Raw genomic sequence first — 26,537 nt, 5'->3', positions numbered from 1 at the left:
ATCCTATTTATCCTGTGGTTGAAGTTTCTTTCCATTTGAATTAGCATTTGCCTGGTCCAATTCGTTTTGGCGCTCGTCTTCTTCATTTTGTTCTTTAATAGCACGTTCAACAGATTCCCGACTGACTTTCTCGCCAGTTTTTAACCATTTAGCCCTGGCTTTTGCTGAATTTGTTAGCGATAAAAGCAGTGGTAATACCAACAAAGTTAAGAAGGTAGCTACAAAAATACCATAGGCGATAGAAATGGCCATTGGTTTTAAAAACTGGGCCTGCCGACTTTTTTCCAGTAAAAGAGGCGCAATACCCGCAATTGTAGTTAATGAGGTAAGAAAAATAGCCCTAAAACGTGATTTTCCAGCTTCAATAAGCGCTTTTTCAAAGCGCATGCCATCACGCAAATAGGTATTAAATTTTCCTATTAGCACCAGGCCGTCGTTTACCATTATTCCAACCAGGGCAATAATACCTAAAAGAGAGAGGATATTTACCGGAAAACTATGTAAAAAATGGCCCCACGCCACACCGATGATACTAAATGGAATCATAAGCATCAACAAGAACGGCTGACTATAACTTCTAAAAGTGAAAGCTATCACGGCATATATCAAAAAGAGAATAACAGGAAACACTTTTTTGGCAGAACTGGTTAATTTATCTGCTTCCCGGTTCTGACCTTCATAAGACACTGAAACGCTTGGATATTTAGCCAGTATTTCGGGCAAAATATTCTCATCTATGTTGGCAATAGCATCGGTTGCACTGGCATCGGGATCTTCCATATCGGCTTCTACCCGAATCTCCCTCAATCCCTCCAGGTGACTTATGGATTCTGTTCCACGTCTTATGTTGTAAGTAGCAATTTCACCAAACGGCACCCGGTTTCCTTCAGGAGTAACAATACGCATATCGTCCAGATCGTTGATAGATTCCCTATTGCCACGATCATAACGTACCCAAACTCTAATTTCATCCTGTCCGCGTTGAAAACGCTGCGCCTGAAGACCAAAAAATCCTGCCCGCACCTGGCTCATCACCTCGCTTAAATTCAGGCCAAGCGCATACGCATTCTCATTTAATTCTATCGTAATTTCCTTAATGCCATCAGGATCGGTATCGGTTACATCTTTTAAAGTTGGATTTTCTTCCATCGCCGATTTCAATTCAACTTTGGCCTGCTCTAACTCATTTAAATTGTTACCTAATAAAGACACAGAAACCGGTTTACCTCCAAAGTTTCCGCCAGAGCCAAAGGTTAAACGTTCCACACCATACACCTCTCCAACTTCATCCCGTATGGCATTGGTAATTTCTGGCGAACCAAAATCACGTTCTTCTCCAGGCAATAAATTTACGCGAAGAGAAGCTTTGTTATTTCCGGGACCAACGCGACGAACTATATTTTGTACCACCTGCTTATTTCCGGTCTGTCGTTCGGTAAAATCTTCATTTACACGCCAGGCAGCATCTTCCACCATAGAAATAATACTATCGGTCTTTTGGGGATTGGTACCTTCCGGCATTAACAAATCTATACTTACTCTGTCACTGGCAATACTTGGAAACAAGGTAACATTAACAACGCCGCCCATCACCGAGCCTATAGTTAGGATAAATAAAGTGATTAAAACAGACAGGCTTAAGAAACGGTTGGCCACAATTACACGAATTACCGGCTCGTAAAGTCGATCACGCAGGTATTGCATAAAACGGTCTCCATACTCGTTAAATTTCCTCAACTTCAGAAACAATTTGGCTAAGCCTTTCTTTTGCTTTTTTTCTTCTTCAGATTCTCTAACCAGTGCTTTAGAATGGGCAATATGCGCCGGTAAAATGATCAAAGCTTCAATTAAAGAAACCAAAAGGGTCAATATCACTACCGTACTTACTTCACCAAAAAACTGACCTATACGGCTATCTAAAAATAAGAATGTAGAGAAAGCGAGGACGGTGGTAATGATGGCAGAAAGAATCGGCGGCAAAACTTCCATGGTTCCATCTATAGCTGCCTGTACAGGTTTTTTACCTCTTTCGTAATGCTGGTAAATATTTTCTGAAATTACAATCCCATCATCTACCAGGATTCCAATTACGATGATCATTCCGAAGAGGGACAATACATTAATGGTCACCCCGAATGAACCTGCGAAAATAAACATTCCTAAAAATGAAATAGGCAGACCAAAGGCTACCCAAAATGCCAGGCGCGTATTCAGAAAAAATGATAAGAACAACAATACCAAAAGAATCCCCACAGCCCCATTTTCGATTAACAACTGTGTTCTCTGGTTTAGGGTGATACTACGATCATCCTCTACAATGATTTGTAGCGTATCATTCTTTTCATTGAACTCCTCTACATAATTTCTAACCTTTTCTGCTGCTGAAATAAGATCTTCATTATTGGTAGTAGAAATATTTACACTTACCGCTACCCGGCCATTGATATAAGAAGCATTTGGTGTTTCTGAAAAACGGTCCCGAATGGTGGCTACGTCTTCTAAAGTAACCGTAGTCCCATCAGGTTGCGATTTTACTACAAGTTTATTTAACTCTTTTCCATAGTAAGATCTATTGTCGGCACGAATTAAGAAGTCTTCTTCCTGTGTTTTAATACTCCCACCTGTGGTGAGTATGTTTGCCCGGGCCACCGCCTGAGCTACTTCTGTAAAAGTAAGGTTGAAAGCGAGAAGGTCATTTTCATTTACGGCAATCTCAATTTCCTCTTCTGGAAAGCCCGAAAGTTCAATTTGAGACAGTCCATCCATAGTACGCAGATCGTATTCTACCTGCCGGCCAATCTGTTTCAATGTGGCGAGATCAACCCCTTCACCACTTATAAAAAAATCAAAGGTTTCTCTGATATTTTCCTGCTTGGCGACCACCAGAGGCTCCATTCCCGTTGGAAAGTTAGGCACACGATCTACCGCATTTTTAACTTCGGAAAGCATCACATCAATATCTTCATCAGCATCTATTTCTACCGTAATGCTACCGCCATTTTCCCTGGATACCGAGGTCACCCGTTCAACACCTACCAGGCCTTTTAAATTATCTTCGATCTTCAGAACAATACCTTCCTCAATTTCTTCAGGTGCTGCACCGGGATAGGTGATGTTGATATTGATGATTTCTGATTCGATCAAAGGAAAGAAAGACGACTGCATACGCAGCATCCCCACCACCCCAAATATCACGAAGGCGATAATCATAATATTTACCGCTACGTGGTATTTGATAAAATAACTGATGATCTTTCTCATTGATTCAGGCTTTCAGCATTTTTAAACGTATTATTATTGCCAGCAGCGTTTTCTTCTCCGGCTATATTAACACGCATCCCGTTATAAGCCCCAGAAACCTGTCGGTTTAAAATCACCGTTCCATCTGGCACTCCTTTAATAACTACTTTCTTATCAGAAAAATAAACGGGTTTGACCTCTATGCTTTTTAAAACCGAATCTTTCACCGTAAATATCTCGTTCCTGTCATTCACAAGGCTACGGTCTATTTCTATGGCATTCTCTTCTTGTTTCGCATCAAGGTTAGCCTGCATGTACATCCCTTCTTTGAGAGAGCTGTTTTTTACTTCTATAAAGACACTAACCGTTTGCGTGGCCTGATCAATTTTAGCATTAACGCGGCTTACTCTTCCTTCATAAGTTTCAGTACCATTATTGTTCGTTAATACCACTTTTTCATCCACTCTTAATAGATCTGCATATTGCTTAGCGATGGAAACCTGTAATTCATAAATATCAGGATCGATGAACTCACCTAACTTCTGGCCATTTCTAATAAGCGTACCTTCTGTGACCAGTGCTTCGGTTAAAACTCCGTCAAAAGGTGCAGTGATTCGATATTTAATAAGGCGTTGCTCTAAGTTCTTGATATTATAATAGGCTGTATTGATCCCTCTTCCGTTTATAAAATATCGCTCTTTATCACTGGTTGGTTCTGGTAAGGGTGGAACAGAGCTATTCACATCAAAATTATTCAGATACTCCTGCCACTTCGGAAAAATTTCAGGATAATCCAGTCTCAAATCGGGCATTATAGCAGTGATTTGATTATAAAGATCGCTTTTCGCCGATTGTACGCTTGCTTCATATTCTGAAGCATCTATTTTTAAGAGTGTTTGTCCTTGTTTATAAGCCTGCCCGGCTTTAAACGGCTGCGCACTGTACCTGAACACACCCTGCACTTCGGCATATAGCTCCACCCGCCTTTTGGCTACCAAATTACCATTTGCCGGAATATTTATTGAAACTGTGGAATTTTGAATAGTATCCACAAAAACTGTTTTAACAGTCTTTTTAATATTGGGTTTTGGAGCCTCTTTGCTATCTATAATAGCCTTGGCGCCAAAAACAGCAGCGATAATGAGCACAATGCCCAAACCGGTAAGAATGATCTTGCGTGTATCCATAGTAGTACTAGGACTGGTAAGTGTCCATAAAGTTTAATCGATAAAAGAAAAAAAGTAAGTTCTAGCTTATTTGCTCAATATCCAACTGAATTTCCTCCCATTCTTCCATTAATTTTTCGAGCTTCTTCTTAGCTTTATTATAATTAGTAAGAAAATCGGGTTTGGTAACTGTCTCCTCGTAATTATTTGCGAGTTGTTTATCCTTGGACTTCAGTTCTTTTTCCAGTTTGGTAATATTGGATTCAATTTTACTAAGCCTGTTCTTTAATCTCTTCATTTCTTTTTGATCTGAAAATGAAGCTTTTTCTGAGCTGTTGTTCTTGGTTTTTGAAACCTTCACCTTATCTCTCTTTTCAACTGCCCGCATATCCTGAAGCTTTCGTTGTTCCAGGTAATAATTTATATCTCCAAGATATTCCCTGATCTCATGGTTTCTAAATTCATATACCCTGCTGGTAAGATCCTGAAGAAAATCACGATCGTGAGAAACAATGATCAAAGTTCCCTCAAAATTATTCAAGGCATCTTTTAGAACATTCTTGGATTTAATATCAAGGTGATTGGTAGGCTCATCCATTACCAACACATTAAAGGGCTCTAACAGCATTTTACATAGTGCCAGTCGGTTTCTTTCTCCTCCCGAAAGAACTTTTACTTTTTTCTCAACTTCATCTCCCCGAAAAAGGAAAGCACCGAGCATATCCCTAACTTTGGTTCGGTTAGTTTCATTGGAAGCATCTTCCATGGTTCTAAGAACGGTTTTCTCACCGTCCAGATAGTCACTTTGGTTCTGGGCAAAATATCCCAATTGCACGTTATGCCCCAGCTTTAATTTACCTTCATGCGCGATCTCACCAATGATGATTTTCGCAAGCGTCGTTTTTCCCTGGCCATTCTGCCCCACAAAGGCTATTTTACTTTGGCGTTCAATCAAGAGATTGATGTCCCTCAATACTTTCTTATCACCATAAGACTTTTCCAGGTGCTCTGCTTCTATCACCACTTTCCCGGGATTTACAGATACAGGAAAGTTAACACTCATCACCGAATTGTCATCTTCATCTACTTCTATTCGATCTACCTTTTCGAGTTTTTTAATAAGCGATTGGGCCATGGATGCTTTACTGGCCTTTGCCCGAAATTTATCGATCAGTTTTTCCGTGTTCTCAATTTCCTTCTGTTGATTCTTCTGGGCAGCCAATTGCTGTTCCCTAAGCTCTTTTCTGAATTCTATAAATTCTGAATAGGGTTTTCTATAATCATAAATGCTGCCCAGGGATATTTCGATACTGCGATTGGTAACGTTATTCAGGAACATTTTATCGTGAGAAACCAGCATGACTGAGCCGGGATAATTGTTAAGGAAACTTTCCAGCCAGATGATACTTTCAATATCCAAATGGTTGGTAGGCTCATCCAGTAATAAAATATCGTTGTTCTGAAGTAAAAGCTTGGCAAGCTCTATCCTCATTCTCCAGCCCCCGGAGAAAGTCTCTGTTAGTTTATCAAAATCCTTTCTTTCGAAACCGAGTCCCTGAAGTACTTTTTCGGTTTCGCCTTCATAGTTATAGCCCCCAATGATTTCATACTGATGGGTTATTTCGCTTAGATCCTGAATAAGATCATTATAAGATTCGCTTTCATAATCTGTTCTTGTGGCCAGTTGTTCATTGATGACAGCCATTTTAGCTTCCAGCTTCTTTATTTCTTCAAATGCCTGGTGTGCTTCATCAATCACCGTTCGCCCTTTTTCAAAATCCAGATCCTGCTTTAGAAAGCCAATTTTCAGTTCCTTATCTTTAGCGATCTGCCCTGAATCATATTCCTGTTCTCCTGAAATAATTTTTAATAGTGTAGACTTTCCGGCACCGTTCTTTCCAATAAGCCCAACCCTGTCTCCGGCTCCCAGCCTGAAACTTATTTCTTTGAAAAGATATTCTCCCTGAAAGGAGATCGAAAGATTATGAATATTAAGCATTAACGCGTATTTTTTTGCAAAGATGCTTAAATTTGTAATGCTAAAAAAATTAGATGAGTCTTCTTAAAGGTACCAAGATTTATAGTATTCTAACCGGCACATGTCCTGTATGCCAGGAAGAAAGCATGTATAAGGAAAGTAACCCCTATAAACTGCATAAAGTATTTAAAATGCACGAACGATGCAGTAATTGTGGTACTAAATATAAGATAGAACCTTCTTTTTTTTATGGAGCTATGTATGTAAGTTACGGAGTGGGAATTGCATTCTCTGTAGCTGCTTTTATAATTGCCCATTTAATTCTGAAAGCAAGCCTGCTCATTTCGTTTTTTGCTATCGTAGGGACATTAATAGTTTTTATGCCTATAATTATGAGGCTCTCTCGAAATATCTGGATAAATCTTTTTATGAGTTACAGGAAAAATGCGGGAAAAGCTTAGTCAAATTTAAAGTGTTTTTTTGTAAAGCGGCGTAGATCTATTTCCGGATCAAGTTCTTCATCTTCCTCAATATGATGTATTAATGCTTTGGCCATAGTAGGAGCGATGAGCACTCCCCTGCTTCCAAAGCCATTACAGCAAAATATATTATCAATTGCTGGGTGAGAACCGACCAGTGGCCGCCTATCTGAAACAGCCGGGCGAATTCCTGCAACCTGATCTACCACTTCAAAGTCGCACCTGATTAGTTTTTTAAGATCGTTTACTAGACGTTCCCTAGATTTAGCGGTGACTTCGGGCGTTTTATCCTGATGATCATAGGTTGCGCCAACCTTGTAAAGATTATTGCCTAACGGCATCACAAAAACTGAAGATTTTATTGCGAAATCAAGCTGAAGAGCTTCGGAATAAATGGTTATATACTCACCTTTATTTCCTCTAAGGGGCAAATAGTTGAAAAATGGATTTTTCTTTAATCCAAAACCTTCACAAAAAACGATTCTTTTAGCCTGAAAATTTTGATACTGAATATGATCCTGTTTAATTTCTAAACTGTCATAATCAAACCTTTCTTCTTTGAATTTTTCATTTTTTCTCAAATAATTCCTGTAAGTATCCAGTAAATTTTCAGTAGCAATATTTCCGGTTTTCAGAACTTTTCCGAAGGAATATTCTGCATTGAGATAGGGATTGGTATTTTTGATAATTTCAGGATGAAGAAACGGAGCTACTTGTGGTTTATCTAAGGCTACGAACCAGTCGTTTTGTTCTTCTACCGAATGGAACCTACGATAGATATTCCACTTATTAACTAACCCTACTCGTAACTTATCTTCAAGTTTTTTGTAAAATGGCAATGCTATTTCCATCTGTTCCGCAGCATTCCAGGCCGGTGTGAATCTTTTAAGAATCACCGGATTAAATATGCCGCCTGCAACATAAGACGACCTTTGCGAATTGTCTTCAAAAACCAGAAAGGACTTGTTTCTTTTTTCCAGTTCTTCAGCTACAGCCAGGCCACTAAGACCTAAACCAACAATTATATAATCCAGCATAATTTAAACTTAAAGGATCGTAAATTTTATCAAAAATAGACATAAAAAAAGCGCTCCAAGAGCGCTTTATAATTATTATTAAAAGAGTTTAATAACTCCACATATCCTGTTCAAAATTCCTGATTTGTTCTTTTATGCGCTGGGATTCGAGTAATTGCATAAATGCATTATCTGCAATATATTCATCAATCTCACGGTCACCCTGAACATTATCTTCTTTATAAATTACGCCATCAAATCTTCTTGCATTTAACAAATGATCAAAAGAAATAACCTGCGAGGTGTTACCACCTGTAAAAACCTTCGCATCATGTAATACTTCTCGGGCATCAGGATACCAAACCCAGAATAACTCCACAAGATCAGTCTGTCCTGAATCTATAAAATTCACATCGGGAGCAACAGGAGCAATTCCCAGTATTCTATATTTTAATTCTGCTAAACGCTTGTCAAAATACCACATTCCTCTAATATGATATTCAGCAATATCGGCAGCGCCAAGATCACGGCGATCAATAAACTGAGCATCTACTTCTTCCCCAGCATTATACTGCTCGATACCAAGATCTGTAGTATCAACTTTTGAAAGAGTTGCTCCAATGTCCTTTAAAGTTCGTTTCTCTGTGAAATATGAATCGGCATAAACATTTTGAATCTTACCCTGTTTAATCGCCCTTACCAGAACGTCATACAGCGATCTCCTGCTGCTCCCAATATTATTGGTATCTATAGGATAATATAAAGGGAAGTTCACTCTTTCATCAAGATCTACTATCTCCCAGGTGCCTTTAGACCATAAAATATCGCGATCTCCCACATAGCCATATTCTAACGGCTTATTCTCTTCCTCTACTAAAGCCTGGGCTTCAGACAACTTCCCAATATCCTCGGGCTTGTTGGCATTCAGGATATTCGCCTGACCGAAAGAAGAAACCCCGATCATCATCATACATCCATATACAAAAATTTCCTTCAAGCGCATTTTTAAAATATTTTAGTTTGTAAGCTCAATCACAACAGGAGCGACCTTCTTAAGCTTATAGCTTGAGTTTCCTGCAAGTGAAGCATTAATATCATAGATCTGAACTGACTCTCCTCTACCGGCACGTCTTAGCGCCGCTTTAGCTCTATCATCCAACCTGCTGCCATTAACTACAATGGTTGGTTGTCCCGGCACTTTAAACTTAAACCCGGTTACGTTCAGATTAAGGTCAAAATCAAAATCTGGCAGGCTCGCACCCACTGTAGCGATCTCTAGACTATTTCTTTGCATAGAAACAGATCCATCTTCCCCACGAATAGTTCCCACCGGTCGTGGAATATCTTTTACTCTAAAAGTTTTCTTGTCTGAAACAGATTTACCTCCTGGAAGCGTACCACTAACACTAATTGTAACTTCCCGGGCCTGTAAAGTAGTTACATCCATCAAATAGTTTCCAGTTCCTCCCGCAGATCTCAAACCTGGGGCATTAGCACTAACATTACTCACTCCAGGAATAGAAATTGTCATTGGGTTCTGTACACCACGATAAACCACGTTCATTTTATCTGCAGAAATAACTGCTGAATTTGGTAGAGGAATTACATTATAAGAATCTGAAATTGAAATACTCTTTAAAGAGTCATTCTCCATATACTGTAATTCACCTGTAATCTTTTGCTCCCCAACATTACCTGCAGGAAATTCTAACATTACCTGACCTGCCTGTGTATTTTCAATTTTTTTACCGTTTATTACAACGTTCTCAAATTGAAGTGTATTGTCAAAACGGCCAAGAACTACTTTTCCAGAAAAGTTTTCTCCACTGAAGAAAGCAGGTTTATCTGGAATTACGATTGCCTGGTAATTACTTAGAGAAACATCACTTTGAAGCTGGCCAGATAGCATAGATGAAAGAATTTCACTTTCTGTACTTTTAATATCTGCCTGCATTTGGGTTAACTGCGTGATGGAAGCTACTAGTGGGAAGCCTTCAAAACGATATTTTAACCATGGTACTTTCGCTCCTTCCACATTTTCGGGTTCTGTAGCGAATTCTTCCTTGACCTTAACCTTTTGAGCAATTACGTTATATTCACCCTCAAGGATTTCAGAAACCCCATTTCTATAAGTTTCAATCTGAGCAAGAAACTCTTCTCCTTTCGGCGAAATCCTACCACTTTGGAAAAACATCTCATCCATCGCGTTAGATTGATCCATCGTTTCATAATTTGAGGGATCGTCTACTGATGCTTTCAGCTCTTCCTTAATACCTTCAACGTACTGTGAAAAATTTGAAGATAATTCATGGATTCTATCTGCATCCTCTTTAATACTGGTATATTTCGCTGGCTGTTCATCTACTTTAGTAGCAAGTCCAGCCATTAGCGCATTATTCCTTTCCTCGTAATTTGCCGTGGAAGCATTTAGTTTTTCATTCATCAGTCCAAAGGCCGTAAGAACCTCTTTGGACATATTTAGTGCCATCATAGCGATGAAAACCAGATACATTAGGTTAATCATCTTCTGCCTTGGCGATTGTTTTCCGGATGCCATGTCTAATTTGTTATTTTTAAATTAATAAAAAGCTTAATTGATAAAAATCAATTAGACTCTTGGTTGTCCGTTCATTGCAGTTAACATTCCACCATACACATTGTTCAATGATGCCATATTATTTGCAAGTGAATCCATTTGCGCTTTAAGCTTTCCAGCATTTTCGGCAACTTCCTGATTAACTTCAGCCTGTTTGGCTGCAGATTCAACCTGGGCTTTATAAATATTGTTAAGGGTTTCCATTTGTGCTGCGGCAACACTTAACTCTTCGCTGTACTTCTTTTGAGAAGCCATCGAATCTACGGTAGGGGCAATACCTTTAGCGGCTCCTTCAAAATTTTTAATACTATCTCCTAAAGAAGCCATAAGGTTTGCATCTAATTTAGCCTCTTTAAGCATAGCATCCAGTTTCCTGGAAAGCATACCTTCAGCCTCTTTCTCTTCTACAACAACTGCTTGTCTATCTCTTCCCGGTCCTCCGGCTAGTTCCGGGTATACCAGTGACCAGTCAAGATCGTCATCTACCGGTTCAAATGCTGAATAGGCAAATACCAGTGCTTCTACTACAAGTCCTAATATTAACATGGGATTTCCACCAGGCCAGTGCATGATTTTAAAAAGGGCACCCAGGATTACTACCGATGCTCCCAGACCATACACCATATTGGTCACTTTTTTTGTTGATCTTGAATTCGCCATAACTCTAATGTTTAGATTTTCTTAATTGTTTTATTGATAGGTTTAAGTTCAATTTTTATTTACGGATTCTTCTGATTTAGGGTAACATCAGTTCCAAGATAGTCCTGTACGGTCCTAAAACCAATATAACTTCTTGCTGAATCCATATACTCATAATCCCTGGAGCTTACCTGAAGGAAATAAGCAACATCCTTCCAGGATCCCCCCCGCACTACTTTTCTTCGATCTTCAGGATTATTAACGGTAGGGTTCATAGTAGACATATATTCATAAGAGCCCGGGTCATACGAAGAATCTACCCACTCTGCCACGTTACCTGCCATATTATACAGTCCATAATCATTAGGATCATAAGATTTTGCCTCTACGGTATATAAAGCCTGATCTGCTGCATAATCCCCACGTAAAGGTTTAAAATTGGCCATAAAACAACCACGGTCATTTAAGGTATAAGGTCCTCCCCATGGATAAGACGCTCCTTCAAGACCTCCTCTGGCGGCATATTCCCACTCACCTTCTGTTGGCAATCTGTAGGATGGAACATTGGCATCTCCTTTTTCCCGACGAAAATCGTTATGATATTTTGTTCTCCATTGTGTAAAAGCTCTCGCCTGCTTCCAGGAAACACCTACTACAGGATAGTCATCAAAAGCACTGTGCCAAAAATAATCGTTATGCATTGGCTCATTGTATGAATAATTGAAGTCCCTAATCCAAACAGTGGTATCGGGATAGATAGGCACTACCTCGTTTTTTATAAAATTACTTCTATTACCCTGGGTTTTGGCCGCAGACTGAATATCCATATAAGAATATTTAAACTTCAGCTTCTTCACATCTATGGTACGCTGGCCGTTGTAAACTTCATCCATCGGGATATACATAGAATCCATTACCTCAGCGTAATATACATCAGGATAATCTTCGGTATCCCAGTATATCTCCACATCATTATTTAGTTTTCTATTCTCATAGTCATCGGTAGGGCCACCCTGACCATAGGTATTGAGCATATATTCCTGATATGGGGTAAGGTTCTCAGGATCGGCATCAGCAAATGCAAATTCCCCAATTCCATCATCTCCGGGAACAGCTCCCTGAAGTTCCGCCATTTTCGCTAGTTCCACACGAAGAACTGAATCCCTTACATATTCTACGAACTGCCTATATTCTGAATTGGTAATTTCCGTCTCATCCATATAAAATGAACGCACAGTAACTGTTTTAGGTGGTGCATTTTTCTGGTCGGCAATATCATCATCAGATTTACCCATAATGAATGCACCTCCAGGAATCAATGTCATACCATAAGGTTTCTCCGGATTCCACTTCTTTCCCTCCGCACCTACAAGCTGTCCACGATCGCCACCGCCACAACTCGAAAGCAAGGCCAGAACAGCAATGAGCGAAATATACTTCTTCATAATTATCTTAGGTTAAGACATTTTGATTTACGGCCGTAAACCTATCTATTTATTTTCTAAAAAACAATATTTCAGATAAAAATACAGTAAATCAAAATAATGTCTGAATATATTTTTATACTTCGTTTTTTCTTTTGGCTTTATACCAGCGTTCCGGAATTACCTGATTGCACGCCTCAAGATAATCTTCTTCGCTGCAAGGTAATAACGTATGCCTTTTTAATTTAGTATTCGTATGAGATAAAAATGGAATTTCTATCCACCACCGCCCACTCATAGGACTTTTGAAAAATACTAAAATTTCATCATCTATAGGTACCTGGTATTTTATAAACTCCTTTTTTGCTGAAATAGTATTTTCATTTGTTCGATAATTTACGCCTTCAATAAAATACCAGATAATTTGAGCAACCAGCATATTCGCCAGCGCTCCCAATTGATTTTGATATTCATACACCCCAAAGGAGGATACTTTATCACTGATCCCCGCATATCTTGAAAGAGCACAGATTTCCCTTCCGTTAAAACCATTTGGAGAATTAAAATAATCTGTATTCGCCGATGCTGAATCAATCGCTTTCAGGTCTAAACTAACCAGGTTCGCATTCCTGAAAATAGGTTCCATCAAGGAAATATCTGAAGTAACTTCGCCTAACCTGTAGGCCTCAAAAAAGAGACGTTCCATTAACTCAATTTCTTCCTGGGAATTGAAATAAGTTTGATATCCCACCGCGGAATAATTAAATAAATTATAAGGCTTATCTACTACGATTTTTCCTACATATGATTCATTGGAAATCATCTTTTCAGCATCCCCAAGATCAAATCCACTATCAATATTAACAAGGTTTACCATCTGATCTAATTTATCATAAGCTCTATATTGAGCATACACCAGATCTTGACCTCCCCCAATAATCACAGGCACGATATCCTGCTTTACTAAACCTTCAACGAGATTCTGCACCGCAAAATAGGTGTCTTCTACTGTGGCACCCGGTTCAATATCGCCTAGATCTGCCAGATTAAGCCTCCAGTTTCCTGGATAGAGTCTATAGAACTGGCTTCTTACCTCATTAAAATTTGGAACATCAGTTTTTCGAACAGTTCGCCTGTTCTCACGAACCCCAAAAATAGCCACTTGCACTTCCTCCAGATCGGGCAAACCAGATCTTTTAGTATGAAGTCTTATTTGAGCTCCAATGCTTTGCTGATATAATTGGGAAATTTCCTCCAGCAGATCATCCTGAACCGGACTAAGAAAATCGAACTCCATGCTTTATTTCTTTTTCGTAGTTTTTTTCGTCGACTTTTTGGACGTGCTTTTTTTAGCCGTACTCGTCTTTTTGGTGGTTTTCTTCTTCTTGGTATTTTTTTCCAGGATATCTTTTGCCTCTTCCAGGGTTAATTCATCAGCCTTTGTAGTTTTTGGCAATTCTACTTTTGTTTTGCCCTTAATAAGGTTAAATCTTCCCCATCTCGCTTTTTCAAGCCGAATACCTTCTTCTTCCCAGTGTTGAATTAATTTATCACGCTCTTTCTGAAGCTTATCTTCTATAAGTTGTTCAATATCATTATCAGAAAGATTATCAAAATCATACTTCTTGTTCACGTTAATGAACATATTATTCCATTTCAAATAAGGGCCGAATCTTCCTACACCCTTCTGAACAGGCATTTCTTTATATGTATAGATTGGAGCATCAGCCTTTTCTTTTTCCTTCACCAGTTCCATCGCACGCTCAAAGTCCACATTCAATGGATCTTCTCCTTTTTCCAGTGAAACGAATTTTTTACCAAATCTTACATAAGGTCCATATCTACCATTGTTAACCTCTACAACCTCTCCCTTATATTCGCCTAATTTCTTCGGAAGCTGGAATAGATCCATCGCTTCCTCATAAGTAAGCGTTTCCATATTCTGATCTGGACTTAGACTGGCGAATTTCGGCTTTTCATCATCCTCCACACTTCCAATCTGAACCATGGGCCCGAATTTTCCTAATCTTACGCTCACCGGCTTTCCACTTTCAGGATCTTTACCAAGGATCCGCTCCCCTACTTCCCTATCGGCATTTTTCGCCACATCCTGTACATGAGGATGAAAATCCTTATAAAAATCTTTCATCATGGCGGTCCACTCCCTATTTCCTTCCGCAATATTGTCGAAGCTTTCTTCAACTTTTGCCGTGAAATTATAATCCAGGATATTAGAGAAATGGTTAACCAAAAAGTCGTTCACCACCATTCCCGTAGCAGTAGGGACCAACTTACCTTTATCACTACCAACGGTTTCGGTTAATTTTTTTTCAGAAAGCTTATCATTTTTCAGCCGAAACTGCACATATTCCCTTTCGGTTCCATCTACAGATCCTTTTTCAATATAATTCCTACTTTGTACTGTAGAAATAGTAGGAGCATAAGTAGAAGGTCTACCAATGCCTAATTCTTCAAGTTTCTTAACTAAAGAAGCTTCGGTATATCTGTAGGGCGGTCTTGTAAACCTTTCTGTAGCGGTGATATATTCATTATTTAGTGGTTGATTTACCTTAAGAGCCGGCAGCATTCCGCTTTGTTCTTCATCTTCTTCATCGCTTCCTTCCAGGTAAACCTTTAAGAAACCATCAAATTTCAGAACTTCTCCATTCGCAGTAAAATGATTATCATGTTTATTTGCTTCAATCTTGACATTAGTCCTTTCTAATTGGGCGTCGCTCATTTGAGAGGCAATTGCCCTTTTCCAAATAAGCTCATACAGTCGCTGCTGATCCCTTTCGGCAGAAATAGAATGTTTTTCAAAACCTGTGGGTCTTATGGCCTCGTGAGCTTCCTGAGCACCTTTAGACTTTCCTTTAAACTGACGCGTTTTCGAATATTTCTCGCCATACGCTTTTAGAATTTCTTCTTTAGCTCCTTTTCTGGCATCTTCTGAAAGGTTAACACTATCAGTCCTCATATAGGTAATATGTCCTGCTTCGTATAAACGCTGAGCCAGGGTCATGGTCTTTCCTACTGAAAAATATAATTTTCTGGCTGCCTCCTGTTGTAAGGTGGAGGTTGTAAAAGGAGGTGCCGGATTTTTCTTAGCCGGTTTTGTAGTTAAATCTGCTACTTTAAAATTGGCGCCAAGGTTATCATTCAGAAACTTTTCAGCTTCCTCTTTTGTCTCAAAATTTTTAGGAATCTTTGCTTTAAAGGATTTTCCATCTTCTGTAGAAAATTCGGCATCTATTCTATAAGAAGCTTCAGGAGTAAAATCCTGAATTTCACGCTCTCTTTCTACGATAAGTCTCACTGCTACTGACTGCACACGGCCTGCGGAAAGTCCGCCTTTGACCTTTCTCCATAATACCGGCGATAACTCGTAGCCCACCAATCTATCAAGAACACGTCTTGCCTGTTGCGCATTTACGAGATTGTAATCTATTTTTCGTGGATTTTCTATCGCCCTAAGGATGGCCGATTTTGTGATTTCATGAAAAACAATCCGTCTGGTCTTTTCATCCTTGAGTTTGAGCTCTTCAGCCAAATGCCAGGCAATCGCCTCCCCCTCGCGGTCTTCATCACTGGCAAGCCATACCATTTCTGCATCTTTAGCGAGCCCTTTAAGTTTTTTAACTACATCCTTTTTATCTTTCGATACAATATATTTAGGTGTGAAATCTCCTTCTGTATCTACCCCAATTTCTTTAGTAGGAAGATCTGCTATATGTCCAAAACTGGAGGCAACTTTATAATCTTTTCCCAGAAATTTTTCAATGGTTTTAGCCTTCGCTGGAGACTCAACAATCACTAAATTCTTAGCCATAAATCTGTTGGTTTGTAAATGCAAAAGTATATCAAATTTTTCTTCTGCCCGTTAAACTTCAATTAAAACCGGCTGTTATAGCTTTGAAAGGCCTGAATTTGAAAGAGGTTCAAAGAAAAAATTATTTTACTTTAAGCCTGCATTCGAAAAATTATTCAGTAAAATAAAACACTGAAGAAACGCCTGGCAGTTCATATTTTAAGTCTGGCGCAATATTACCAGAAATAGAAGTGGCATCATTAAAAGCAAGGACCCGACCGCCTTTATTTAAGGCTTCAGCAACAAAAATCACATTATACGCAGCATCATAAACTATGTTCACAGGATTTCCCAATAAGGTGTTACCTCCAAATATCCTTAATTGATCCTGGCTTTGAATGAAACCTCCATTCGCCGTATTGCTAAATTTGGCATCGAAATCCTGGATAATATGAAGAGCACCATCTGTAGCTGATTCAGCTTCTCCAATATCTGAAAGCACCATAATACCATTATCGTAATCTAAACCATGCGTCCTAATGAGCCCCTGGAAACCAACAATTTTATCGGCTGTTACAATTCTATTATTGGTATTCGTCTCTATAAAATTTTTGTAAAGTGCTAATTTATTGGTTCCATCTACGGCGGCATAAAGATCTGAGCCTACAAATTCCAGTCCCCAAACTCTAAATTTTGTGATCAGGATGTTTCTTAAACTAAAGCCTGTTTCTGTTTTCGCGTAAACGAATAACCTACCTTCAGCGGTTGTTTCATCCCCATCCAAATCGGTATCATCAGAAACCACATAAAAAGATCCATTTACAGCAAGATCCCTGGGACTCTCAAGATCTGCGGTACCTACCAGCCCTAATTCAGGATTCCTGGTACCACCCTCACCAAGTTCATCAATATTCAGATAGGATTCAATTTGATTAGAAGATCTGGAAACCACAGTAAACGCATCCTCTTCAGCAGCATAGAAAAAACCTTCCATATCTGTGGAAGCAACATTATAATTTGTGGTTACCCCATTGTTAATATCGTAGCGCCTCACCTGCCCGTTATGAGTAGTTGCATATAAATGAGCAGTATTAGAAGTTTCTACCCCAGAGTTTAAATCATCATCACTACCACATGATAAAACAGAAATACTTAGGATACCTAAAAAAAGAAATCTTTTCAAAATCATATTTTTTACGAAGATATAACGAACAATAATTTGGTATCGTTTATAGAAGTTAAAAATCTGTTATTTGGAGCTATTTTAACGCGGATTCACATTCCTATTTTACATCTTAAAGACAGGAAAATATGAGGCTGAATAAATATTCCAACTCATTATAAAACAATATATAAATAGAACAAGCATCAGGAAAAACCTGATTCATAATCCACAATAAAAAAAACAATATTATGAATTTAAGTCATGTTTTAAAATTAGCCAGCAAATTTCTAGTTCGGGGGACTGTTCTTCGAGGAGCCAAGCATCTGGCTGTAAAAGGCGGTAGAGTAGGAATTGGCGCTTTCTCATTATTAGCAGGTGGCTATATGGCCTATAATTTAATGAAGAAAAGAGAAGAATGGATGGAAGAAGATAAACAGCTAAAAAAAAGAAATAAAAATAAAGCGGTTGATTAATCTGAATGCGAAAACTGGCCGACTCAGATCAAAAGTTCAGGCATGTAAGATTTTTTAGATAACTTATTCTGAAATTCGGTTCCATGAAGTATAAATTATTTTTCTTGCTGTTTATTTTTATTTCAGTTCATAGTTATGCCCAGCAAGTAGGTTGTGCCTGTTGCTCTCCTGAACATCAGCAATTCGACTTTTGGATTGGAGATTGGGAAGTATTCAATACAGAAGGAGATAAGATTGGAGAAAACCTGGTGAAAAAACTGGAAGACAATTGTATTATCAATGAAAACTGGATCGGTGAAAAAGGTGGATCTGGTAAAAGTTATAATTATTATGATCCCACAGATAAGACCTGGAATCAACTCTGGATAAGCAATACGGGAAATATCCTGAAACTAAAAGGAAAAGCCAAGATTAATAGCATGATCTTAAAAAGCGAACCAACGCAGGGGGAAAAAGGAACATATTATAACCAGATCACGTGGATAAAAAACGCAGATGGAACTGTTACCCAGAATTGGGAAATTTATGATCTTCAGGGAAAATTTTTAGATAATTCTTTCCAGGGAATTTACCGCCGTAAAAAATAACAGCCTATTGAAAGATACTCTCCGATTCTCCCTTCAAATCCTGGGCTGCGGAATTTGAAGCTTTAAAATTATCTACTCCTTCTTTTAACCAGTTTAGATACTCCTCTGCATCTGGTTGATAGGCTGAAGGCGATACGAGCATCTCCTCGTTATGATCTATTAATACATAATAAGGCTGGGCATTCGCTTTATATCTGCTTATTTGAAAATCACTCCATTTGTTACCTATACTTTCAATTTCCTTACCGGTGACTTCAGAAACATATTGTTCATTTTCCGGAAGTTTTCGCTTATCATCTACATAAAGCGACACTAACACCACCTCATTTCTCAATGTTTCCAATACCTGAGGCTCGCTCCAGACGCGCTCCTCCATTTTTCTACAATTCACACAGGCATGCCCGGTAAAATCGATCAACACCGGCAGATTTTTTTCCTTCGCATGAGCCAATCCGTCTTCATAATCATGGAAAGAAATTAAATCATGTGGTCCGTATTCAGCTCCCTCCGGCAGACTTTCAGAGTTTGGTATATAATTACCTCCTTTTGAACGGCCTATTCCATCAGGTGACTCACTATACTGTAATGGCGGTGGGAAGCCACTAATAATTTTCAGGGGAGCACCCCATAAACCAGGAATAAGATAAATTGTAAATATCAAGGCTATAAGTCCTGTTATTAAACGACCTACAGAAATATGATCTTCTTTTGAATCATGTGGCAACCGGATCTTTCCGAATAAATAAAGAGCGAGCATACCAAATATCGCAATCCAGATGGCCAGGAATATCTCCCGTTCCAGAATATGCAATTGTAAAACCAGATCTGCATTAGATAAGAATTTGAAAGCCAGCGCCAGCTCAAGAAAACCCAAGGTGACTTTTACCGTATTCAACCAGCCACCTGATCGTGGCAGGGAATTTAACCATCCCGGAAACGCTGCAAAAAAAGCAAAGGGCAAAGCAATAGCCAGCGAGAAGCCCAGCATCCCAATAATTGGAGCAATTCCTCCTTTAGAAGCGGCTTCTACTAATAAAGTGCCTACAATTGGGCCGGTACAGGAAAAAGACACAATTGCCAGGGCAAGAGCCATAAAAAATATTCCTACCAAACCTCCTTTATCAGCTTTTGAATCGATCTTGGTTCCCCAACTGCTCGGCAAAACAATCTCAAAAGCACCCATAAAAGAAATGGCAAAAATCACCAGGAGGATAAAAAAGATGAGATTAAACCAAACATTAGTAGAAAGGGCGTTTAAAGAATCGGCTCCAAAAATAAGCGTTACCAATGTTCCCAAAAGCACATAGATCACCACGATGGAAATTCCGTAGAAAATAGCATTTCTAATTCCCAATCCCCTTGATTTACTTTGTTTGGTAAAAAAACTAACCGTCATAGGGATCATAGGGAAAACACAAGGTGTAAGTAAAGCTGCGAATCCTGATAAAAATGCCACTATAAATATACCCCAGAAAGAGCGTTTTTCTTCAGGATTATTGAGCTCTACTCCTTCAGCCTTATCAACTTCGGAAACAGAATTAGCATGAGCATCTATCTCTGTCCCACCTGCAGTCGTGGATCCTGTTGTTAATCCTTCACCGGATGCTTCAGGAACATAGATTTTAAATTTTTCTATAGCGGGCGGGAGACATCTTTCATCATCGCAAACCATAAATTCTACCGTAGCATTAACTACCGCAGTTTCTTTTAATAATTTTATATTTTGACGAAAAGTAACCTGATCTTCAAAAAATTTAATACGCATTCCAAAAACGGGATCATTTACCGTTTTTCCCTCTTCTTCTTCAGTATCCCCAACTAACTCAAAGTTATCATTCTCCCCAAAAGAAAAACTAGTAGGAATAGGCCCCCCTTCAGGGACATTCTGCGCATAAAGATGCCAGTCCTTTTCAATATTAGCATCTATAATAAGCCGATACTCATCTTCACTTTCTTCAATTTTTTCTACGGAAGCGGACCATTCTACAGGATCGTATATCTGCGCCTGGGTTAAAAAACCGGTGAATAGAATGAAAAGAAAAAGTAATTTATATAGTAAGCTTTGTATCATTGCTTTTTAGAACCGATTGCTGAAATTAATTTCCCCGGACCAGGCTTAAAATTAACGAAAATGTACAAAAATTTATTTTTGATCTTCGCCTGCAAAAGTACCTATTCTTAAAGAGAAAAGAAACCCTATATCCTGAAAAGCGATTTCCATTTCAAAAAACAGTCGTTTAATTCAAGGGAATACTAATATTAATTTCTGTCCCTAAAGACCTGGCAGAGGTTATTTTCATTTTACCATTCCTGGAGCTTACCATTTCATCCACAAGCTTTAAACCAAGTCCAAAACCCTTTTCCCCGAGGGTACCTAAAGTGCTTCTACATTCATTAGAAATAATATCTATAATTGAATGAGGGAGGCCTTTACCATTATCGCTAACAGAAATTAGCAGGAGTTTGTTTTGTTGCTTATCATCTATATCCAGTAAAACCTTGATGGTACCGGCTTCTCCGGTAAATTTAATGGCGTTAGATATCAGGTTCCCTATGATAGAAAGCAGTTTCTTTTTTGAAAACCTTTGCCTGGCCGTGGCGCTGTCATGCTTCACCTGCAAATTTATATTCTTTAGATCGGCTCCTGGCTTATAGAGCCGCAGCAGGTGATCTCCAAGTTCTTCTAAATTATAGGTTGTGGAATTCAGTTGTCTTTCGATGTCCAGGTCCAGGATATCGCTGGTAAGTTCCATAAGCCCCTTTCCGGAATTATGGATGAGTTCAATATAAGGTATTAATTCATCTTCCGGAATTTCTTTATTTTTCATCATTTCAGATAATCCCACAATTCCATTAATTGGGCCTCGAATATCGTGCGCTACCTGATTTTTTATTTTAACAGCTTCTACCAGCGAAAAATCCAGGTCTCGTATTTTCTTTTTCATTTCAAGCTTCTGTACTATCTCGCCTGCAATAAGTTTAAGATGGTAAATGGTATCGTTAGAAATAGATGTTTCCTTTGTATTTAGCACGCAAATTGATCCAATATTCTCGCCAGAATTCAGTGTAAGGGGAATACCGAGATAATATTTGAATCCTCCTTCTGTTTTAACATAGGGTTTATTTTTAAAACGGCTCTCCAAATCCATACGGGGGATTTCAAGGTAATCTTCTGTTTCAATGGTATAAGTACAGGCAGATTCTTCTCTCGGCCTTTGTTCTATGGGAGAGTTTTTAGTTGAAACGGACCACTGGATAAGATTATCAATAAGATTAATGATAGAAATTGGAGTACCTGCTATTTTTGCAGCTAACTCCACGTAATTTTTTAAATATTCATGCAAATCTGTGTAATCCAGATCGAATTCACTGAGTTTCTTGATGCGTTGATATTCTCTTAGCTCAGCATTCATATTTTCAGTATTCAGCATAACTTCAACAGGCACTTATCCAATATTTTTTTCGACAGTACCAAATCCATTCATAACAGATTCTTGCAAACGGAATTCTTTCATTGCTTCCCAAACATTTTCTTTTTTTAGAGGCTTACTTACAAAGCCTATCACCTCATCATAACTTTTCGCGAGAATATGATCGGCCTTATATATGGAAGAAGTCACTATCATTATGGAAATATTATTTACATAGGGTTTTTTCCGGCATATTTCAATAAATTCCCAACCGTTCCTTCCTGGCATATTCAGGTCCAGAAAAATAAGGAACTTTGTATCCTCATCTGAATTCTCGTTCAGAAATTCTAATGCCTCATCAGCACCAAAAAAAGCTGTAGGCTCAATATTGGTTTCCCGCTGGATTAAATGAGCATGCAATTTCACAAATATCCTGTCATCTTCAACAATCATGATGTTGAGAATATTTTCGTTAATTCTAGACATTAGTATTTTCTATTTTTTTTATTCTGTTCATTATAATATCATCCACTTCCTTTGCAGAAAAGCTTATAAGCTGGATGAGTTCTTCCCTCTCCCAAATTTCATACTGTTGCTGTTCCAGGCACCCTATAAGTGCCTGAAGCCTTACCACGGGACCCCTCAATACATGTGCCTGTTCCCAGGCAGTTTCTTTCAGCACCTTATTCTGGGTTTCTGTTTTTTTTAGCAACTTTTTATGCCTGGACATGTCTAAAATAGCCCCCACAACACGTGTAGCTTCGCCATTTTCATTTCTTAGGATGTAAGCCCGGTCCATCACATAGGCTATTTTGCCATTACTTTTAAGTAACCGGTATTGCACCTTGACCTTCTCTGTTAAAGGGTTTTTAAGTGCTTCTTCAAATTTATTTTTTACTTCGACCCTGTCCCTCTTATCTATGATCTCCATCCAGGCAAGGCCGGAATAGTCGGAAAGGTTATAACCGTATTTTCTTTCAAAAACTTTATTTCTTTTTGATTTATTATTTAAGATATCCCAGTCATAGATCAAATCACCTGTAGCCATAAGGGCGAAATTTTGCCGGTCATAAAGCTCCTTCATTTCTTTTTTCTGGTTCATTTCAGCTGTAATATCCCTGGAATTGATTACTATACCTTCCACCTCCGGAGAGTCTATAAGATTCGTTGCTTTTGATTCGAGCCATCTCCAATTTCCACCTCCATCCATAAAGCGGAAAGCAGGGATATCCAGCTGCTTTTCGTGCTGTATTTCCATTAGATTCTTATTCAGTCGCTCCTGATCTTCGGGATGTATAAATTCAAAAGCATTCCTGCCAATAAATTCCTCCGGAGATATTTGTAATACTGAGTAAGAAGATTCAGTTGAAAATTTAAAATTTCCTTCCAGGTCCAGGATGGCAATAAGGTCTGAAGCTTCCTGAACCAGTGCCTTGAATTTCTTTTCATTTTTAAGCAGCCGCTCCTGGGTTTGCTTTACGGACAGTTGCGCCTGAAGTTTTTCGGTGATATCCTTAGCTATGCCATAAACGCCTTTTATTTCCCCCTTTATCTCCATAGGAGCCAGGGATATTTGCACGGAAAATTTCCTCCCTTTAAAAGAAAAGAAATCAGCTTGTAATTCCTGTTTTTCACCTTTGGCCGCTTTTAAAAAATGATCCAGTACTCTATCCCGGTCATAGGTTGCACAAAATGGGATAAAGCTCATATTTTTTAATTCCTGTACAGACATATCCGCCATGTTGGCAAGGCCCTCATTCACATTGATAAAATTACCTTCCAGATCCAGAGAATAAAGTCCATCAACGCTGTGCTCAATAAAATATCCATGATTTACCAGGTTCCCCCCTAGTTTTTTTTCTATAATTTTTTGTTCTCTTTTAAGCTGAATTTCAGCTGTTCTATCCAGAAAGGTCATAAGTACCAAAGCATCCCTTTTCTCTTCCAGTTTAACAGGTAAGAGTTCTAAAGACAAATACTTTTCTATTGAATCTGAACCAGGGTTTTCTTTCTCAAGTTTTATAGGACCAAATATCTCTTGTTTTCCTTTTTGAAATACTTCATCTATTGAAGCCAGAAGCTTATTAAAACAAAAATCTGATTTCAAAAAACTAGCAGGCAGGCATTCAGGGAGTTCAAACCCCACCACCTCATCTCTTTTTTTTAAGGCTAACTGAAGATAAGCCTGATTAGTATTTTTAATTATAATATTTCCCTGTTGCGGCTCTAGAAGCAAACAAGGTAGGGGCAATTTCTCGAAAATTTCATTATAGAGTTCCATACCTAATTTACTTTCAGTCTTTCAAAAATCAAAGCTTCTTCAACATTAGTTAAAGAAAAGCTAAAATAATTTCCAAATATATAAATATTCTTTTAATCGATATAATTAATAATTATACTCTATTCGAAATATATCTGTAAGAATTTTCCTTAATTTGGCAGGCAACTAACCGCCTAATGAGCATTTAATTAAATTTAAAAGATGATAAAATATTTGTGCTTTTAACAGCTTAAAAGAAACTGGAAGAAAATAGGCGAGGATAATTTATGGATAGCTCTGGTTACTTTAAGGAGATAGCGTAATTTAAAAAGACCGGCATTTTACCCCAATTAGTCACAGTACCAATAAGAATCTGACTTGAAGGATGGGAAGAATATTCTAATAATAGCTGGGATTTATTATAGTGTCTCAGATAGTATTTTTATTAGGACTGAAGAAGAATAATGAAGAGTATCCCGATTTTTTTTAAAAGAGCAAAATTTCAGCAATGAGAAGCCATTTCTTTAAGATAGAATATCGCTAAACTTATCTTTTTTTGAAATACTCATCAATCCCAAAATGAACCACCAGTAAATAAACGGTTATTATCAAAGCGAGGATCGCGAGAACAATAGAAGCGTAAAAGAAAAAATTGACCATAATATCTGATTCATAAAGGACAGACAAAGGCATCGTTTCAGATGAAAATGAATTCCATTTTAAAAAGCGAAGATACAGAAGGAGATTCCGGAGAATTGCAAGAATAGATTAAATTGTTACCGTTTTTCAATTGGTTTTCATCCTTAAAAACAAAAAAGCCTCTTCCCGTTTAGACGGAAAAAAGCTTTTCATTGGTTAACCAAAAATCCACACAACAAGGATCATAACTCGGTTAACTACACATCCCAGTCTCCCGGGACAAACAACACAACTAACCTTTAGTGCCAAAAAAAGCCCCCCATATAGAGGAGCTTCTTTGCAACTTTGCGGTCTGGACGAGACTCGAACGAATCGCCCAACGTCTTTATATATAGGCTTCTCCAGAGGCCCATTTTTAAGTAGCACCGAATTCGTCACCTTTTAACGAATTTTAACATTCTTAAAAGTAGGAAATACCCTATTGGTGACATTTGAATGCAAACGATGCTATTATGAATCTATTTTTTTAAAGAACTACCTCTATTTTCAAAGAGGGCTGGCAAATATAGTATTTCTTGTAGATAAGAGACAAAAAATTGTACTTTTATTTTACTCTTGTTTCTTAGAGTTATCAATTGCGCTATACGTTGTTTTGGCAAAAGTTATTGCATACCACTATTTTTATATAAATGGTAATGTTCTTTCATATCAATAAGAGTTTTAGGATTCAAAGTTTTTAAAATCTTGAATTCTTCAATTAAAGGTTTGAATTTTTTACCCATATCTGAAAGTCCATTATAAAATATCATGAAAAGTTCATCATTTGAAAGCTGCGCTCTTACCAAACTGGCATACATTTGCTTATTCTCAATATCAGAGTTCTTAATGAACTTGAAAGTATGGTATAAATTTCTAAAATAGTGACCTAAGTCTGATTGATGTTTTTCGTAATATTCGTCGTAAACTTTTTTTACAAAATCTATCTCATTTATTGAATTTGCTTCTCTTTTTTCATCTTTTTCAAAATATAAATACTTGAGTCCATTTCTAAATCTTACGAAGCAATCTCTACCAGTAGTTATTTCCAATATTTTTTCGTTTGGAGGCTTATTTCCATGATGATCTCGATTTCTCATTCTTTCAATAAGATCATATTTGTTTCTGGTACTTTTGAGATCTATTGAGTTGACAATTTGATGATGAAGATTTACAAGATTAAAAAAGGTAGATTCGAATTGTTGTTTTTTTAGAGTTTTACTCTGAATTTTAAAGACTTCTCTTGTTTCAGAAAGTTCTTCTCTCTGAAGTTCGAATTCCTTTATTTGTTGTTTTAAAGCATCGGTTTGTGCATCTAAAACCATTCTATTTGTTTGAAAATCTTTTCTTTGTTCTGAAAGTGCTACATAAAAGAGCATGACACCAGCTAAAGCCCAAAGAGATCCAATTAGTCCTCCAACAAAATCTCCGAATTGTGCAATTTTATCGGACTGTATTTTTGAATCGAAAGAAAAAAACCAATCTTTCCATACGAATATTAATATAGCAATTATGAGCAGGATAAAACCTCCAATTAAAATTCTAATGCTATTTTTTTCAGTTAGTATATTTCTCATAATTGTTGCCAACGGTTTCCCTTATCTGAGAAGTGCGGAATTTA

General features: G+C 38.0%; 19 protein-coding genes. 3 read left to right on the top strand and 16 right to left on the bottom strand.

What is annotated here, in order from left to right; genetic code table 11:
• Positions 1-3 precede the first annotated feature (3 nt).
• From Q1K34_RS02045 to abc-f, 3 genes are all read right to left on the bottom strand, one after another.
• The gene (locus Q1K34_RS02045) at positions 4-3,261 is read right to left on the bottom strand and encodes an efflux RND transporter permease subunit (protein ID WP_300434008.1); all 3,258 of its coding nucleotides are present in this window, start codon (positions 3,259-3,261) and stop codon (positions 4-6) included.
• Entirely contained in the window at positions 3,258-4,427 is a 1,170-nt protein-coding gene (locus Q1K34_RS02040; RefSeq protein WP_300434007.1) for an HlyD family efflux transporter periplasmic adaptor subunit, read from the bottom strand. The genes Q1K34_RS02045 and Q1K34_RS02040 overlap by 4 nt, the downstream gene beginning before the upstream one ends.
• 61 nt (positions 4,428-4,488) lie before the next feature.
• Positions 4,489-6,405, bottom strand: coding sequence for a ribosomal protection-like ABC-F family protein (gene abc-f / locus Q1K34_RS02035; protein WP_300434006.1), 1,917 nt, complete (start codon positions 6,403-6,405; stop codon positions 4,489-4,491).
• 53 nt (positions 6,406-6,458) lie between these two features.
• On the opposite strand from abc-f, the gene Q1K34_RS02030 reads away from it, so the two are divergent.
• Positions 6,459-6,845: a DUF983 domain-containing protein gene (locus Q1K34_RS02030; RefSeq protein WP_300434005.1), complete on the top strand. Its 387-nt coding sequence runs from the start codon at positions 6,459-6,461 to the stop codon at positions 6,843-6,845.
• Here the strand turns inward: Q1K34_RS02030 and Q1K34_RS02025 are convergent.
• The 8 genes from Q1K34_RS02025 to Q1K34_RS01990 form a co-directional block, all read right to left on the bottom strand.
• Positions 6,842-7,900 (bottom strand): FAD-binding oxidoreductase, encoded by a 1,059-nt coding sequence (locus tag Q1K34_RS02025; protein ID WP_300434004.1) that lies wholly within the window; start codon positions 7,898-7,900, stop codon positions 6,842-6,844. The genes Q1K34_RS02030 and Q1K34_RS02025 overlap by 4 nt on opposite strands.
• Positions 7,901-7,988: 88 nt before the next feature.
• Positions 7,989-8,882 carry a gliding motility protein GldN gene (gene gldN, locus Q1K34_RS02020; RefSeq protein WP_300434003.1) on the bottom strand — a complete coding sequence of 298 codons (894 nt, stop codon included), beginning with the start codon at positions 8,880-8,882 and terminating at the stop codon, positions 7,989-7,991.
• Between the two features lie 12 nt (positions 8,883-8,894).
• A complete protein-coding gene (gldM, locus tag Q1K34_RS02015; RefSeq protein ID WP_300434002.1) occupies positions 8,895-10,436 on the bottom strand; it encodes a gliding motility protein GldM in 1,542 nt (513 codons plus the stop codon).
• 51 nt (positions 10,437-10,487) lie between these two features.
• Positions 10,488-11,135, bottom strand: coding sequence for a gliding motility protein GldL (gldL, locus tag Q1K34_RS02010; RefSeq protein ID WP_300434001.1), 648 nt, complete (start codon positions 11,133-11,135; stop codon positions 10,488-10,490).
• A gap of 59 nt (positions 11,136-11,194) precedes the next feature.
• Entirely contained in the window at positions 11,195-12,559 is a 1,365-nt protein-coding gene (gldK, locus tag Q1K34_RS02005; protein ID WP_300434000.1) for a gliding motility lipoprotein GldK, read from the bottom strand.
• A 115-nt stretch (positions 12,560-12,674) separates the two neighbouring features.
• Positions 12,675-13,835, bottom strand: coding sequence for a formimidoylglutamase (locus Q1K34_RS02000; protein WP_300433999.1), 1,161 nt, complete (start codon positions 13,833-13,835; stop codon positions 12,675-12,677).
• 3 nt (positions 13,836-13,838) lie between these two features.
• The gene (topA, locus tag Q1K34_RS01995; RefSeq protein WP_300433998.1) at positions 13,839-16,367 is read right to left on the bottom strand and encodes a type I DNA topoisomerase; all 2,529 of its coding nucleotides are present in this window, start codon (positions 16,365-16,367) and stop codon (positions 13,839-13,841) included.
• A gap of 151 nt (positions 16,368-16,518) precedes the next feature.
• Complete coding sequence (locus Q1K34_RS01990; RefSeq protein WP_300433997.1) at positions 16,519-17,535, bottom strand: hypothetical protein; 1,017 nt, start codon at positions 17,533-17,535, stop codon at positions 16,519-16,521.
• A gap of 224 nt (positions 17,536-17,759) precedes the next feature.
• On the opposite strand from Q1K34_RS01990, the gene Q1K34_RS01985 reads away from it, so the two are divergent.
• A complete protein-coding gene (locus Q1K34_RS01985) occupies positions 17,760-17,984 on the top strand; it encodes a hypothetical protein (RefSeq protein ID WP_300433996.1) in 225 nt (74 codons plus the stop codon).
• An 83-nt stretch (positions 17,985-18,067) separates the two neighbouring features.
• Positions 18,068-18,571, top strand: a complete 504-nt coding sequence (locus Q1K34_RS01980) for a hypothetical protein (protein ID WP_300433995.1) — start codon at positions 18,068-18,070, stop codon at positions 18,569-18,571.
• Positions 18,572-18,575: 4 nt separating this feature from the next.
• Here the strand turns inward: Q1K34_RS01980 and Q1K34_RS01975 are convergent, their stop codons facing one another.
• The 5 genes from Q1K34_RS01975 to Q1K34_RS01955 form a co-directional block, all read right to left on the bottom strand.
• Complete coding sequence (locus Q1K34_RS01975; RefSeq protein ID WP_300433994.1) at positions 18,576-20,642, bottom strand: cytochrome c biogenesis protein CcdA; 2,067 nt, start codon at positions 20,640-20,642, stop codon at positions 18,576-18,578.
• Between the two features lie 166 nt (positions 20,643-20,808).
• Positions 20,809-22,017, bottom strand: coding sequence for a GAF domain-containing sensor histidine kinase (locus Q1K34_RS01970; RefSeq protein ID WP_300433993.1), 1,209 nt, complete (start codon positions 22,015-22,017; stop codon positions 20,809-20,811).
• A complete protein-coding gene (locus Q1K34_RS01965; RefSeq protein ID WP_300433992.1) occupies positions 22,018-22,467 on the bottom strand; it encodes a response regulator in 450 nt (149 codons plus the stop codon).
• Positions 22,460-24,262, bottom strand: a complete 1,803-nt coding sequence (locus Q1K34_RS01960) for a PAS domain S-box protein (RefSeq protein ID WP_300433991.1) — start codon at positions 24,260-24,262, stop codon at positions 22,460-22,462. The genes Q1K34_RS01965 and Q1K34_RS01960 overlap by 8 nt, the downstream gene beginning before the upstream one ends.
• Before the next feature lie 1,280 nt (positions 24,263-25,542).
• On the bottom strand, positions 25,543-26,493 hold the full coding sequence (locus Q1K34_RS01955; protein WP_300433990.1) for a putative phage abortive infection protein: 951 nt from the start codon (positions 26,491-26,493) through the stop codon (positions 25,543-25,545).
• Between the last annotated feature and the right edge of the window lie 44 nt (positions 26,494-26,537).

It is taken from the genome of Christiangramia sp. (assembly GCF_029937855.1).
Classification (GTDB): Bacteria; Bacteroidota; Bacteroidia; order Flavobacteriales; family Flavobacteriaceae; genus Christiangramia.
The sequence above is the reverse complement of the archived record's forward strand: the minus strand, read 5'-3'. Positions and strand labels throughout refer to the sequence as shown.